The organism is Luteolibacter rhizosphaerae, assembly GCF_025950095.1.
Taxonomy (GTDB): Bacteria; Verrucomicrobiota; Verrucomicrobiia; order Verrucomicrobiales; family Akkermansiaceae; genus Haloferula; species Haloferula rhizosphaerae.
The window spans coordinates 42,722-58,188 of sequence record NZ_JAPDDR010000018.1 but is presented as its reverse complement, the minus strand read 5'-3'; the positions used below and the strand labels follow the sequence as shown (position 1 = coordinate 58,188).

General features: G+C 62.0%; 9 protein-coding genes. 4 read left to right on the top strand and 5 right to left on the bottom strand.

The features are described 5' to 3' along the window. Nucleotides 1–29: 29 nt before the first annotated feature. Both OJ996_RS24445 and OJ996_RS24440 read right to left on the bottom strand, forming a co-directional pair. Entirely contained in the window at nt 30–5,153 is a 5,124-nt protein-coding gene (locus OJ996_RS24445) for a PAS domain S-box protein (protein ID WP_264516356.1), read from the bottom strand. Between the two features lie 197 nt (nt 5,154–5,350). Beyond that, complete coding sequence (locus tag OJ996_RS24440; RefSeq protein ID WP_264516354.1) at nt 5,351–8,041, bottom strand: choice-of-anchor D domain-containing protein; 2,691 nt, start codon at nt 8,039–8,041, stop codon at nt 5,351–5,353. A gap of 618 nt (nt 8,042–8,659) precedes the next feature. Here OJ996_RS24440 and OJ996_RS24435 point away from each other — a divergent pair. Continuing rightward, nucleotides 8,660–9,259 carry a hypothetical protein gene (locus OJ996_RS24435; protein WP_264516352.1) on the top strand — a complete coding sequence of 200 codons (600 nt, stop codon included), beginning with the start codon at nt 8,660–8,662 and terminating at the stop codon, nt 9,257–9,259. Between the two features lie 454 nt (nt 9,260–9,713). Here the strand turns inward: OJ996_RS24435 and OJ996_RS24430 are convergent, their stop codons facing one another. Continuing rightward, complete coding sequence (locus OJ996_RS24430) at nt 9,714–10,139, bottom strand: septal ring lytic transglycosylase RlpA family protein (protein ID WP_264516351.1); 426 nt, start codon at nt 10,137–10,139, stop codon at nt 9,714–9,716. A gap of 210 nt (nt 10,140–10,349) precedes the next feature. On the opposite strand from OJ996_RS24430, the gene OJ996_RS24425 reads away from it, so the two are divergent. Together OJ996_RS24425 and OJ996_RS24420 are read left to right on the top strand one after the other, a co-directional pair. Continuing rightward, nucleotides 10,350–11,021 carry a hypothetical protein gene (locus OJ996_RS24425; RefSeq protein ID WP_264516349.1) on the top strand — a complete coding sequence of 224 codons (672 nt, stop codon included), beginning with the start codon at nt 10,350–10,352 and terminating at the stop codon, nt 11,019–11,021. A gap of 47 nt (nt 11,022–11,068) precedes the next feature. Further along, nucleotides 11,069–11,422 (top strand): cupin domain-containing protein, encoded by a 354-nt coding sequence (locus tag OJ996_RS24420; protein ID WP_264516347.1) that lies wholly within the window; start codon nt 11,069–11,071, stop codon nt 11,420–11,422. Between the two features lie 6 nt (nt 11,423–11,428). Here OJ996_RS24420 and OJ996_RS24415 read toward each other — a convergent pair whose 3' ends face one another. Beyond that, on the bottom strand, nt 11,429–12,259 hold the full coding sequence (locus OJ996_RS24415; RefSeq protein ID WP_264516346.1) for an alpha/beta hydrolase: 831 nt from the start codon (nt 12,257–12,259) through the stop codon (nt 11,429–11,431). 74 nt (nt 12,260–12,333) lie between these two features. On the opposite strand from OJ996_RS24415, the gene OJ996_RS24410 reads away from it, so the two are divergent. Next, on the top strand, nt 12,334–13,068 hold the full coding sequence (locus OJ996_RS24410) for a magnesium transporter CorA family protein (RefSeq protein WP_264516345.1): 735 nt from the start codon (nt 12,334–12,336) through the stop codon (nt 13,066–13,068). Here the strand turns inward: OJ996_RS24410 and OJ996_RS24405 are convergent. Then, the gene (locus tag OJ996_RS24405; RefSeq protein ID WP_264516343.1) at nt 13,065–15,440 is read right to left on the bottom strand and encodes a PQQ-dependent sugar dehydrogenase; all 2,376 of its coding nucleotides are present in this window, start codon (nt 15,438–15,440) and stop codon (nt 13,065–13,067) included. The genes OJ996_RS24410 and OJ996_RS24405 overlap by 4 nt on opposite strands. Nucleotides 15,441–15,467 lie beyond the last annotated feature (27 nt).

Genomic DNA, 15,467 nt, shown 5'->3' with positions numbered 1-15,467 from the left:
ATCGCGTAGGAATGCACACGGATTCCGTTTCAAGCATGGCCGTGGATAGTGGTCTTTAGAGCCTTGAGCAGGGTTTCTGCAGTACAAGGTTTGGTAACGAAACATCTTACGCATTCACCGGCTTCCTTTGCCAGTCTTCCTTTCTCACTGATTCCACTTGCAGCTAATATCTTCACGGATGGATCCATCTTCATCAGCTCGCGGATCGTCGAGGTCCCGTCCATCCCCGGCATCATCATATCCATGATCACTGCGGAGATATCGCCCCCCTGCGCCCGGTAGATCTCGAGCGCTTCGGCACCATCACAGGCATCGGTGACCTGATAGCCGAAGGACTCCAAGGTATGGCGGGTGATGCGGCGGATGGACGGCTCGTCGTCCACCACCAGGATCCTTTCACCGCGACCGCGGGGAAGCTCCGCTTCATCCGCTTCCGCGGCATCTTCCACCGCGAACCCGGAGGACGGCAGGACGATGAGAAAACAGGTCCCCTGCCCCGGGTTGCTGGCGGCACGGATGAATCCGCCGTGGCTGCGCACGATGGCCAAGGAGGTGGAAAGGCCGAGACCGGTGCCTTTACCTGCCGCCTTGGTGGTGAAGAAGGGCTCGAAGATCTTGTCGAGCACCGCGGCAGGAATGCCGTGCCCCGTATCTTCCACGCGAAGGAGCACGTGCGGCCCCGCCTTCACGGAGGTCTCGGTGGCGGCAAAGCGTTCATCCAGATACACGTTCTCCGCGGTGATCGCGATCTCACCACCCTCCGGCATCGCGTCGCGGGCATTCACGCACAGATTGAGGAGCACCTGATGGAGTTGGGTAGGGTCGCCCTGGATGATGCGAAGATCCCGCGGAACATGACGGCGGAAAGATATGTTCTTCGGAAATGTATCGCGAACGATCTTCTCCACATCCTCCACCAAGCGCCTGACATGCAATTCAACGCGACGCCCTTCCATGCCCCGGGCGAAGGAGAGCACTTGATTGACCATCTCCGCGCCGCGTTTGGCACTGGCCTCCAAGGTGGCGAGAAGCTCCCTGCCGCGCTCACCCTGTACATCGCTTTTCAGGAGCTCGATGGACATGCTGATCGGTGCGAGGACATTGTTCAGATCGTGCGCGATTCCACCCGCAAGGGTACCGATGCTCTCCAAACGCTGCGCACGCAGGAACTGTTGCTCGAGCTTCTTGTGCTCGGTGATATCGGTATTGATCGTGAGGATGCTCGTGGGCTTGTCCGCGGAATCGCGGATCAGGGTCCAGCGGCCCTCGATCACCACGCGGGAGCCATCACGGCTCACTTGCTCGAGTTCTCCGGTCCATTCGCCGGTGTTCAAGACGGTGGCGGAAGCTTCCCGGTAGGCTCCGGTTTCGCGGTAGAGCAATTCCTCCGCGGAACGGCCGATCGCCTCCGCCGCCGTCCAGCCGTAAAGGCGTTCCGCACTCTTGTTCCAGTACTGGATCCGCTGGTCGAGACCGCGGACGAAGATGGCATCGCGCGCGCGATCCAAGAGCGAGGCCTGCGCGCGGATCTGCTCGTCCGCCTTCTGCCGGTCAAGCTCCGCCGCGGCTCGCGCCGCGAAGATCTGGAGGGTGGACTGGACCAGCGAGGTCTCCTCAAGCGGCTTCGAGAAAAGGACTACCATGATTCCGGCCACGGTCCCGTCCCGGTTCAGGAGCGGAATGCCGGCATACGCCTCGACTCCCAACTCCACCAGCAGGTGATCATCCGCAAAGAGCTCCTGCACGCCACGATCAAAGACGCACACCTTCCCCTCGCTGACATTCTCACAGGGAGTACCCCGCAAGCTGTAGCTCACACCTTCTTGGACACTGCCGCCGAGCACCCAGGAGAGCGTGGTGATGGAAAGATCGTCCGGATCGAGGCGGCCGATCAAGCCGCCATGCCCGCCCAAGGCCTCAACCATGTTCAGGGTGAGCAGGTCGAAGAACTCCGACCCGGTGCCCGTGGAAACGGCCTGCGCAACTTTCAAAACGACGTCTTCCGCGCGCCGCCGCTCCTCCCGTCCGCGCAAGGTGCCGATCCCGAAGGCAAGGTCATCCGCCAGTTCCTGGAACAGCTTCACCTCATCCTGACCCACGTCGATCACCTCGTCCGAATAGAGCCCGATCATGCCGAAGACGCGCTCGCCATCGCGCAACGGCAAGCAGATGACACCGCGATATCCGCGCATCTTCATCTGCGCCAGCCACGCGATGCCGGAATCCTCCGCCTCCACGTCACGGCAGACCACGGCTTCTCCCGTGCGCACCGTCTGTCCCGCTGGACCGCGGCCCGTGGGACAATTTTCATCCCAAGTCAGGTGAATCTCGTTGAGATACCCCCCCTCCTCGCCTGCCCATGCCACAGGCTCGATGCTGCGGGCGGCGTCATGACGGGCGTATCCCACCCACGCCATGCGGTAGCCGCCGGTTTCCACCGCCATGCGGCAGATCTCCGTGAGCAGATCCCCCTCGTTTGCCGCCCGGGTTACCGCCTCATTGCAGGCGCTGAGCATCTTGAGCGCACGATTGAGACGGGCGAGATCGAGTTCCGCCTGCTTGTGAGCGCTGAGATCGCTCATCCCGCCAACCATCCGGACTCCCCGGCCGCGCTCGTCCCGAATGACGAAGCCGCGATCTAACACATATGCATAAGAACCATCGGCACGACGGAAACGGTATTCCTTGTTCCAGTGATCCTCGGGCCCGGCAATGGTCGCCCGGACGTCCCGCATCACGCGCTCGCGGTCGTCATCATGGATCCGGCGCACCCAGAAATCCGAACTGGGTTCGATCTCGTCGCCACGGTAGCCGAACAGCTTCTCGAAGCCATCGCTCCACCAGATCTCATCGCTGACCAGATCCCAGTCCCAGACGGCATCGTTGGTCGCAGCCGCCACGATCTCGAAGCGGCGGCGGATCTCTTGCACCGCGTCCTCCGCACGACGGCGTTCCCCACCCTCGAGTGCAAGCGAAACCAAGTTCGCCACGGAGGCGGCAAAGGTCTTTTCATCGCCCGTCCAGCGCCGCGGCGGCCCGGTGTGCTCGCTACACAGCACTCCCACGATGCTGCCACCGATGGCGATCGGGGCATCGAGCATGGAAGTGATCCCGAGAGGAATCAGATAGCTCTCCGCGAAATCACGGGTCCGCGAATCGGAACGTGCCTCGTCCGCAGCAATCACGTCCATCTCGTCGATTGCCGCGAAGTAAGCTCGGCAGCCGCTTTGCGAGAGTTCCTGCCCGGAGCTGTGCCGATGCTCCCCAAGTTCATACAAGTCGGCGCAGCGGATGGAACTGCGGTCGCTGCCGTAGAGCCAGATGCCCACCCGCGCGACCCCGAGGGCGCGGGCATGCGCCTCGGTAATCCGGCGGAAGGCGGCCTGCGGATCCGCCATCTCCAATGGCTGGATGCCGGTGAGGGTGATGAGCGAGTTCCGCTGGCGCACGTAGCGCTCCTCGCTCATGCGACTCTCTTCCTCGGCGCGCTTGCGCTCGGTGACGTCGCGCTGCACGGCTACCAGGTAAGAGACCCGACCACCGGCCTCCTTCACGGGAACGATGTCGATCTCGAGCCAGATCTCGCTGCCGTCCTTGCGATAATTGATCAGCTCGGCCCGCACGGGTTCTCCCTTGGCGATGGCGATGCGAATGCGATCGAGTTCGGACCGCTGGGTCTTCGGCCCCTGAAGGAAGCGCGGCGAGCGGCCCACCGCTTCGCGGACGGTGTAGCCCGTGCTCGCGGTGAAGGCATCATTCACGAAGACGATGCGCGGGCCCGGCTCATCCAAGGGATCCGCCTCCGTGATGATGACGATATCGGTGATGCGCGAGACACACTCGGCGAGGAGCTTCACCTGCTGGCGCGACTTGCGCAGGGCGGTGACATCCCGGAAGTAGATGGCCAGACCGTCTTCGGTAGGCAGCCCGCGGATCTCGAACCACGCGCCCAAGGGAGGGTAGTAATTCTCAAACTCTACCACCACGCCCTGTTTGACCGCTCGCACCAGTTCACGCTCGACGGTGCTTCCGACGGCTTCCGGAAACTCCTCCCACAGCACGCGGCCAAGCAGCTGATCGCGCGAGCGTTGTAGCAGGTGTTCGGCCTCGCGATTGAGGTAGCTGTAGCGCCAGTCGCGGGTCAGAAGGCAGAAACCCTCCGTCACCGCTTCCAAGGTGGCCGTGAGACGCTCCATGAGACGGCGGCTCTTCTCTTCCGCTTCACGCTTGTCGGTAAGGTCTTGGAAAGCTCCTTGAATACGGATGATCCGGTCGTCCCCGTCCCGCACTGCCTCCCCGATCGCACGGACCCACACCCGCCGCTCCCGGGCAGTAATCAAGGGAAGCTCCAGATCGAAAGGGGTGCCCTGCTCGGCACAGCGCATGAAGGCCTCGTAGACCACGGGCCGGGAATCCGGCGCGTAGTAGTCGAAGGCCTCCCGCCAGCCCGGCCGATAACCGGCGGGAACCTCATGGATGGCGCAAACCTCGGCGGACCAATTGATCGGCCCCTGCGGGAGATCGACTGTCCAGCCTCCCAAGCGGGCATTCTGACCGGCGATACGGAGGAGTGTTTCGTCAGCGCGCGCCTTCTCGGCCACCCTGCCACGCTCGATGGCCAAGGCTACCAGCTTGGCAGCGGACTCCACCCGCACCCGCTCGTCCGCGTCCGGCTTGCGATGCTCGCGGTAGTAGATCCCCATGGTGCCGAGCAGCGTGCCATCCCTGCCGAATACCGGCACCGACCAACAGGCCCTCAGACCATGGAGGAGAACGAAGTCACGCGCCGAGGCCCAGGCGGGATGGCTGACGATGTCGTCGATGGCCACCAAGCGCTTGAGAGCGGCCGCGGTTCCACAGGAGCCCACGCCTTCTGCCACCGGGATTTCAGCAGCGGCATCATGGAAGTCGCCAGGCAGGGAAGGCGCAGCGGCGAGCCGCAGCAAGGTTCCTTCCGGGTTCGCGAGGAAGACCGAGCAGAGGGCACCATCTTCGGATGCTTCCTCAATGCGGCAGGCGATCCGCTCGAGCACCCGGGAAAGGGGAAGACCACTGAGAATGAGTTCGAGCGCCTCCGCCTGCCCCGCCCAGAAAGCCTCTACCCACCTTCCCTGTTTCTGCTCCTTGTGATCCCCCGACATTGTAAGATTCATCGCGCCTAAGGAACGTGTCCTTTTGCCCTGGGAGGTGGCCGGAGGACATTACGTTTTGCATGCAGAGTCACGATCATTCGTCAGCGAGGTCACTCGTGGCACCAGCCCCGCGCGGGGAATTATCGGACATGAACGCAAAAATGCCCGGTGTCGTTGGAAGCCGACGACACCGGGCACCGGAGATCTACAGCCGCGCTTCACTCGGTGGCGAAGCCCACTTCGACAACCGCGAAGCGGGGACCGGAGGCGGGGAGATCGTAGGTCACGCGCTCCCAACCCGCATCAATTGCGACGACGGTCGGCGAAGTCCCGGGAGCCGACCAAGTGCTGAGGTCGGCGCTGAACTTGGGTTGATAGACCAAGCCTGCACCCGTGCGGCGGATGTACTCGAAGCGGAGCACGGTGCTGCCATCCGCGGCGGTGGCGGTCACGACCGGCAAGCCCGCAGTGCCGGTGCCTGCAATCAAGGTGCGGCAATCGGGACCCGAAAGGTCGAGGTTGAACGCGTACTTGAGGAGATTCTCCACGCCGTCCTGGTGGGCGATGGCATCAACTGCAGCAGCATCACCCTTCAGGCCGGCTGCGGTGATCGCGGCGAGAATGGGATGATCGCTGCCTTCCGGCAAGGTGCGGGAAAGAGCCAATGCCGCGGCCGCGGCATTCCCGGTGCCTTGTAGCGCGACCTCGAAGAACTTCTCATCCGCATCCGTGCTCGTCAGGCGCAGGGTGGTGGTCCGGAGACCTGCCGCCTTCGGCTTGAAGGTGACGGTGAAGGTAGCCGAGGCACCGGGAGCCAGAACCTTCGGCGGCTTGGCGGTGAGAAGGAAGTCCTTCGGGAAGCCGCCGATGAACTTCACGCCGATGGACTTCAGATCGATGTTGCCCGTGTTGCGGACGGTGAAGGTGAGCGGAACGGTAGCGTTGATATCCGCCGATCCGAAATCACGCTGGGAAGCATTGTCCGTCAGGTCGGTCCCGGCAGGCTGCTCGACGCCCACCTCCGGGCCGGTGCCCACCCCCTTGATGACGAGATCGAAGGGATTCTCATCGGCGTCGTTGCTGGCGATGCGGAGGAAAGCGGTACGATTGCCCAAAGCGGCAGGGGTGAAGGCGACACTCACGGTCGTCTTCTTCCGGCCGGCGACAGTGGTAAGCGGGACCTTCGTGATCGTGAAGTCGCCCGGATTTGCACCGTCGATGGTAGCGGTCACGCCGGTCAGGCTGGCCAGGCCAACATTGCTGATGGTGAAGACCACCGTCTTGTTGGACCCGCGCAGCACGCTTCCGAAATCCGCCTCCGAAACCCCGTCGGTCAGGACCAGCTTGCCTTGCGAAAGGCTGATCTCGGGAATCTGCGGCGGGACGCCGGTGCCAGTGAGATTCAGGTCGAAAGGATTCTCGTCGAGATCGTTGTTCGGGATCTGGATCTTCACCGTGCGCTTGCCGTTCGCGCTGGGAGCGAATCGCACCGTGAAGGTGGAGGAGCCGCCCGGCGCGATCGAGGTGTCCGGCATGTCCGTGATGCTGAAGTCACCGGAAGAACCGCTCGCAACGATCGTCGGCACCAAGCCGCTGAGGGTCGTCTCTCCGATATTCTTGATCGTGAATGTCAGGCTTGTTTCCTGGCCGGTGACGATGCTCCCGAAGCCATGGGAGCCATTGTCGTTGATGTTCGTATTCGAGGGGCTGACCAAGGCAATCTCCGGAGCCGGGATGTTCTCTCCTTCGAAAGCCACATAGCCGGCGGTGGTCGTGCGGCGATAGAGGAAGAAGGGAACGCCGTCCGAGGTCCGGATGTGAAGCCCCTGGAGGTCCGAATCAGGAACACCCGCCGGCTGGTTCTGCAAGGTCACAGGCTGCGAAGCGGAGTAGGGAATGCCATCCGAGCCGCTGCCCGGGGCGAGGTAGTGGATGCGCCGGGAGCGCAGGTCATACCACGCGATATGCTCTTTCCCGTTTGCACCGTTGGAGACGTGGATGCTGATCGGGAGCGCGACACTGCCGCTCACCGCGGCCACATCCTGGATGTCGACCGGCGCGAAGTTTGAGGAGCTTGTAAACTCCATCCGCGCGAACTGCCAGGTCGTGGATCCGGTGGAGTAGAAGTAAAGGATGCGATCTTCTCCCGAAACACGCGTGGCCTTGATCGCTCCGGACACGATCCCTTGGGCGGGCACATGGAGGATGGAGAAATTGGTCATCAAAGGCTGGCCGTTTCCGAAGGAATCCAGCGTGCAGCGATGAAGCGCCGAGGTGGAGAAATAGAGGACCGCGCTGGAAGTGGTGGGCGCCAAGACGGAAGTGCCGAGCACGCGGGCGGGAATATTCACCTCATGCTTCGCCCAGTCCCCGGTCGAAACGTTCCGCCGCACATAGACCAACGTGCAAGAGGTAGCGCCGGGACCGGCTCCCAAGGTGTAGACAATGTGCAAGAAGCCGGCGCTGTCGACCGCGGCGCTCAGGTTCCCGAAATGAAGATTTGTCGAAATGTTGCTGACGGCTGTTTCGAGTCCAACCGGTTCCCCTGCCACGAAATCGACCACGTTGATGCTACGCGTGCCATCGATATGAGCTGCCACCAGTTTGCCCGTACCGGTGCCGGTGGGGACGAAAGTCCCGAGACTGCTGGCAGCCACCGTTTCCGAAGAACTCAGGGTCCAGGTGGGAGGAGTGGCTTCCAGCACCTGCAGGGGAACCAGCGAGTTGTTCTGGTTACCCTTCGTCACCACCCGCGGCTGTCCGTTCTGATCGGGAAAGAAGAACCAGTTGTTCGAGTTGCCGCTGGCGTTCGGAAGTTGAACGTGTTGGATCGCAGCCTCCGCCACCGGAGCTCCGGCATGCAAGATTGCCACCGCCGCGAGAAAAATCGCTTTTGCTGCCCGTTTCATGCGGCGGGCCATGACATGGGATGAGGCCGGATGCAAGGCCGGCGAGTCAGCATCTTTCACGGTGGGTGAAAGACTTCGGGACAGGAGGGACGCTTGAAGGAGTTCTCGATTCGTCATGATGCCAAGTTGGATGAGATGATACGGGCACGAAAAATGGCGGCCTCCGCGCTTTGCAGCGGGAGAGTGCGGGGCGGCCGGGGAATCATAGGTAGATCCGCCCGGCGGCCGGGGTGGGTTTCAGGGGATGCAGTGAGCCGGTGATGAAGACTGCGTGAAGAATTGGACCACCTCCACCCCAAGGAAAAGTGAAGCCTGAATGATATTCAGCATTTCCTGAATATTTTGCATGGTCAAAAGCGCCCCGACCTGTCCGACAAGCCGGCAGCCTGGCAACATTTCCTTGAACATAAGTAATTGGCGTAGTGTCGGTATAGTTGGCATGGCGGATGCCGAGTGACTTCCGTTCTCTGGGGGGAGAACAGGAGCCACAACGCTCCGCCATCCACTTTCAACCAATCCGCCGGGCAGGTGAATTCCCCGTGAGGGAGATCGCCCCCGGCGGAGTGGCGTGGTTGGATGAGAGTTTCTTCCCGCAGGGCCAAGCCACCTCCCTGCCCGATGCGAAGCCTCCCTGTTCTGCCCTCCTTCCCGCTGCCGATCCAAGCCGTGGCCGATTCGTCACGCCTGCTCCCGGTGGAACAAGCCCCGGTCCGCAGAGCCCGCCAAGGCACCCGGGATCTAAGCCCGATGCCGCTGCAAGCCGGCCAGGATGCCGTTCCGCTTGCTTGTGATTGGGGCGATTCAGCGGAGGACTTCGATCATCGCCCGGAATCCTCTCCCAGCCGCAAGCCCCTACCTCGCTTCGTGCCCCTGCAGCCTGAGCTGTATGCCACGCATCGGCATCCTTGGTCGGTGAATTCGGTGATCGACATGTTTCGGATCTATCTACCTGAGATCACTATTTCTTCGGGGGTAATGCTCGCAACGGGATTCCTCGCCGGCCGGATCCTCAGCCGCCACACTGGCAGTCAAGAGGTTCTACCGGTACTGGCGGGTTACAGCGGAATTCAGATCCTAGTGCTGGCTCTGATGTATGGCAGCGCAAAGTCCAGCAGCCCGTCCCATACGCGACTGCAAATGAAGAAGCTGCTTCTTGTTTGCCTTCTACTGCTGGGCTTTCACCTGCTGGCTCACAGTGTCGTCACGGCGATCCTGTAGGCCCCTCCGCCAGCACTGGCGGTGGAGACCATGGATCGAAACCCTCTTGCACCAATGCGCTGAATGAATTTCAGGAATCGCTGAAACTTTTGCAGGCTTTACTATAAACTTCCGCTAGTTGCATAATGCAACAAAATATTAAATCAATTGGATCTAGGTAAGTTACACCGGCTCTTCGCCGTTTGGCACGGCGGATGCCATTAGAATGCTGTTCTCTGGGGGGAGAACACCAATAGGGGCCTGAGAAACCCCGCTATCCAATACAACCACCCGCCGGGCGTGTGATCTCCACGGAGGTCCCCCCGGCGGGAGTTGTATTGGAACCCAACCGCTCTTTCCGGGTGAGTTCGTCAATACCTCGTCCACAGGCGTGACCTAAAAACAGAAACACCCTCTCCCGGGATGCGGAAGAGGGTGTGTTGGTATTCCTGGAAGGGTGTAGGATGCTGGAGACTCAGTCTTCAGCCTTCTTGAGCACCTCGACCTTCACGGAGGCAATACCGCGCGAGTAAAAACCAAGGCGGTGAGCGACGCCCTCCGTAACATCGATCACCCGTCCCTTGGTGTAGGGACCACGATCGTTGATACGGACGACCTCGGACTTGCCGTTGGTCATGTTGGTCACGCGGACCTTCGTCCCCATGGGTAGGGTCTTGTGAGCGGCGGTCGCAGCACCATTGCTGAGACGCTCACCGCTCGCGGTGCGGGTTCCGCCGTTGCAGCGGATGCCATACCAGGAAGCTTTCCCGTGTTGGACGGTGGATACTTCCCACTCGGTCTGGCCGTTGTTACGGCTAGAAGCGGTGGCCTGCGTGGCGCAGGATGGTAGCATTAGGGCTCCGGCGATGGCCAGGGCCACGGATCTTTGGGTCCGGGTCATGGTTGCTTGTCGGTTGTTCTCCCCACGCACGGCGTGGGGCCGCGGGGTGTACGGATAGGAAAAGCATGCGGCAAGCCCAATCCGCATCTTTCTGTCAATAGAAATCCGTCTATAATTCCCCGTATTTTCGGGGATTCCCGCCGATGTATTTAACGAAACCGAAATTTCTATCGCACTTTCGGCCCCACTTTTGCTATGGAGAGGGACAGGATGAGCACTTGGATTCCGTCGAGTCGCGACCGTTTCACCCCGGCCGACTTTTCGTTTCTCAGCCGCGTTCTGTCGCCGGGGGGTGAACGGCGTCACCTCTGGACCCTATGGGAGGATCCCGGGGCCCTGCGCGAGATGCTGGACCTCAAGGAAGTGCTGCGCGGGTTGCTGGACTCGCCCGCAGCACTGGGCGTGTCACCCGCCTTCTATTTCTACGTGCTGGTGCGTCACTCCTTTCTGGATGCAGGCATCACGGATCCGGGAATGGCCGACTATGTGGCGGGCGTGATGGTGCAGCGGCTGGCGAGCGATACGGGCGACCCACTGCGGAGCCTGCCCGCCGGCCTGACCCATGCCGCGGATTTCGTGGCGATCTTGGAATCCGCTCACGGACGGATGCGTTTCCATCTGCAGTTGGAGGCGGGAAACCAGTTCCTCATACTGACCGGGCTGTTTCCCGGCTTTCTCCTGCGGCGCTGCCAGAGGCGCGGCGCTCCGGGGGTGGAGTTCTACGAGGATTTCGCCCGACGGGCCTACCGGGATGCGGCGGACAATCGCAGTGCACCGCAGGATGCGCCGAGAAAGCTTTTCGGCAAACTGGCGGATACGCTTCCAGTGGCCCGGCTCTCGCTCAACAAGCTTGCGGAAGAACTGGTATTCCTGGGCGAGTAGGTTCGGCCGCGATTGCCGATCCTGCCGCGATGTGAGATGAGCGGGCCATGGAAGTCCGCTCTCTCGATTCACAGCTACCCTTCACGACCAAGGACGGATCGACCATCCGCAGCATCCTGGATCTCTCGAATGCGCCGGTACGGATGCAGAGCTTGGCAGAGGCGACGATTCCCGCAGGCGGCTCGACGCAGCGCCACTGGCACAAGGACAGCGAGGAGTTCTATTTCCTGCTGGAGGGCCGCGGCACGATGGAGATCGAAGGAGAGGAGCGCGAGGTAGGACCGGGCGATGGCATCCTCATCCCGGCAGGGGCATGGCACCAGATCCGCACGGATCACGGAGTGCGCATGCTCTGCTGCTGCGCGCCACCCTACCGTCACGAAGACACCTTCTTCGAGTGACGCGGATCAGCGCGCAAGGAAGGCACTGATTGCATTGGTAACCGGATCGCCCTTCTTGCCGCAGTCGGCATTGATGGTGGCGTGGGTCTTGTCCACGGCGAGCACCTTGGCCTTGCCACCCTCTTCTCGGAGAGCGGTGGCGAGCAAATTCGACTGCAGACGCGAGTCGGCCCGACGCGCGACATGGAGAATCAGGAATGGCGGCGCCTTCGCAGTGACACGGTGGACCGGCGAGGCATCGCGCTGAGTGGTAGGGTCATCCGTGAAAGCGTGGCGATACATCTTCTGCATGGCCCCTCCTTCACGGAGCGCCGGATACTGGCGCGTGATGTCGTAGCCCGCACCATCTAGCAGGACAACGCCACGGATCGCGGCCGGATCAATGCCCGCGGTCTTCTGACGCGCGGAATCGACAGCAGCCAGCGCCGCGAGATGCGCACCGGCAGAATGACCGAGCAAGTAGATGCGCTGCGGATCGCCGCCATGACGGGCGATGTGCTTCTGGATCCAAGTGATCGACCGGAGGACGTCTTCCACCTGCTTGGGATGCTTGGCGGTCGGTGCCAGGCGGTAGTTGACCGAGGCCACAATGTAGCCGCCATCCACGAGCCATGAAGTTTTGGGCTCGACGAAATGCTTGTTCGACTTGTCGCCCATCGACCAGCCGCCGCCGTGAATGAGAATGAACACCGGGCGGGCCTTCTTCGACGGCTGATCGGGAAGGTAGAGATCGAGCTTCTGATAAGGATGACTCTTCTTACCCGCGTAGGGGAGATCGCGAAGGGTCCGTGCCGACGCGAGGGAAGCTAGGATTAGCAGGAAGAAGAGCGCTCTCACCATGGGAAAAACACCTGGAACTCCCAATCGTCGCGAACTTGCCGGGCGCAAATGGAATCGTTAGATCAGGATGCGTGGAAACAAAACGACCGAACTTCCTCCCGAAGTCGTGGGACCTGCCAGAGGCCATCCGCAAGCGCCTCGGAGACGATGCCGGCCGCCAGCGTCTGATGGACGAGGATGGCCATCTCCTTCTCATCCTGCACCATCCGCCCGAGCCGGAGGATGATGAAATCCGCAAGCCGGTGCTGCTCTGGCAGCAACCGACCGGCGACTGGAAAAGCACACCGGATGGCGGCGGTCTGGCAGCGCTGGACGCGCACATGACCCGCTACCGGGACAACATCCATGCGCTGGACACCCAAGTGGAAGCGGCGCAAACACCGCGTCAGTACTTCGAGGTGATGAAGCACGTGACACCCCTGCTGCGGGCCACACGGAACATGCTGGCGGTGATGCAAAAGGCCCGCGAGGCACGACAGGAAGACCGTCGCTTGATCAATTTCCGTGACCGGGCGGTGGAACTGGAACGAGCGATCGACCTGGTAGCCGCGGATGTGAAAGCCGGCATGGAATTCTCGATGGCGGAGAATACCGAGGAGCAATCACGCTTCGCCCATGATGCGGCGGTGGAAGCCCGGAAGCTGAACCGGCTGGTTGCCACCTTCTTCCCGCTCGCGACGCTGGTCGCCGTTTTCGGGATGAGTCCACCCGCGGAAGTGATCAAGGCACCGGGCTTCTGGCTGGTGCTGGTAGCCGGGATTGTCGCCGGCTTGGTGGTGCGAGCCTTGACCGGAGGAAAGCGTTAGAGACGCCTCATGCTGAGACGGACGAAGAGGGCCTTCTGGGATGCCGGGGTGAGCGGGATGGAAGCGACGACGCGCCGGGTGGCGGCATTCAAAGGGTCGGCGCCTTCGGATACATAAGCCGGTCCGGTGGGAAGGGCACCTGCGGTGGAGGTGACCACCGGGGTCCACACGGCCAGATCCGGCGAAGTCTCCAGACGATACTCCAGATCCACCGCACGGGGATCGCGACGGAAGGCAACGGCTGCGCTGGATGGCGAGAGAGTGATCTGCAGGAACGCGGAGAGGTCCTGACGAAGCGTGGGATCCAGATCCCACCCATACTCCAGCAAGGCCGCGATGCGATCGGCATCGGCGTCGCCATCCGGATCGATGAACTGGCCCGGCTTGAAGAACTGACGCTCCCATGCTTCGCGCCGCGTGAGCGCTGGCGGGGTGTAGTAGCTCACGGTCAAAACCGGACCATTTGCAGAATGACGGGAGGTGAAGACCTTCGCCGACGGAGTGACTTCATTGCCACGGAGAATCCAGCCGAAGCGGGTGGCGGGTTGGCTTAGCCAGCCCTGAACGTCGGTCACGAGTCCGGGTGAAGACCAAGTGTAGAAGTCCGGAGCGCCCACCGAAGCAGTGGCTGAGGCGGCGGCAACAAAGTCACCCCCGGCGGTAGTCCACGACTGGCTTCCGAAAGCAGACTGAAGCCAAGTCGCTTCCCCTGCCGCGGCGGGTGCACCGGTCCCGGTGCCGGACGAGTTGCCCTCACCCCAATCGCGGGTAAGGCGGTGAAGCGTGAAATCGAAATTCCCTCCGGTGGGAGTGCCGACCTTGTTCACCTCAATGGTGACGGCAGCGGTGGCGACAGACGAACCCGGAGGTAGGCCGGAGAGATCGAAGCGGATCAAGGCACGGCGCATGCCCGAGAAATTCGCGATGAGCCCGGCAAAGAGATCGCCCTGACCGTTCGAATTCTCGGTGCGCTCCGAATAGATCGAGTTGTCGCGGTCCGCGGGAAGCTGGAGATTCTCCACCTCCGCCTCCACGAGTTTGAAGAGCTGGCCGGACGGAGTGCCATCCGACAGAGTGGCGGAGGGGGCGAGCATCGTGCGGGTTGCGACGTAAACTTCGCCCGCTTCATCGATGCCGAAGGCGGGAATGTAGCGTCCGATCGGATTCCCTCCCACGATATCGAGCTTCGAAAGCGTGAAGTTTCCGGGAGTGGTCTCCTCCAATCCGAGCAACGTCCCGGCCGGAGAGCCGAAGCTCGTGGACCAATCGCCGAAGATGTATTTGCCATCCAGCGAAGGCATCTCGCTGCCGCGATAGACGTGACCACCGGTGATGCTGAGACCGATCGGCAAGAGACCGGTGGAACCAGCCTGCCCCGGATGCGCATAGGCGGCGATGGGAGTGACGTAGGGCCCCGTCGAGGGCGTGGTTACATCGAAGTCGAAGGGGCCTTCGAAGCGCGACCAGCCGTAGTTGCCACCGGCGACGAGCAGGTTGACTTCCTCGAACTTCCCCTGCCCCACATCCGGCAGGAACATCCGGTGAGCGCCTCCCGAATCGAAGGAGAAGCGCCAGGGATTGCGGAGGCCATAAGCGTAGATCTCCTTGCGCTCATCGACTGCGGGAATATCCGCGAGCACGAACGGGTTGCTGGCCGGGATCCCGTATTGCCCGCCCGGGCCATCCGTGCCGAGCGGATCGATGCGGAGCAGTTTTCCAAGAAGCCTGGTGACATCCTGCGCATTGCCCAATGCACCGGGAGGACGCGATGAGGAACCACCGGTGTGACCGACGTCGTCGTCGTTCGAGCTGCCGCCGTCTCCAGTGGAGATGTAAAGAAACCCATCGTCAGGCCCGAAGGCGAGTTCGCCGCCGTTGTGGTTGAACTGCGGTTTGTTGAAGCTCAGTAGGACCCGCTCGGTGAGAGGATCGGCGAGATTGGGATTCGAGGCCGAGACCCGATACTCGGCAATCACGCTACGGCAGTTGACCGGATTATTGGCGGGACCGGGAGAATCCGGCGACGGCGCACTGTAAAAGACATAGAAGCGTCCCGCCCCCGGGCCCTCACCGCTGTAGCCGGGATGAAAGGCGAGACCAAGCAAGCCGCGTTCGTCAAAGCCAGCCTGCTCGGTCACCAGCTTCGCGGAGAGATCAAGAAACGGAGCGGGAAGCACCGCACCGTCCTCAAGGATGTGAATCTTCCCGCGCTGGTCGGTGATGAAAAGACGCCCCGAACCGTCTCCGGCGTGAGTGACCGTAGTGGGAGAGTTGAACTGCCCCACCGCGACCGGCTTGAGCTGCAGGGTCGGGAACGCTGCGAACGAAGTGGTGGCGGTCAGCAGCGATGCCGCGAGGAGGACCGTTTTCATGGCTTTCTCAGGATCGCAACATGGTGC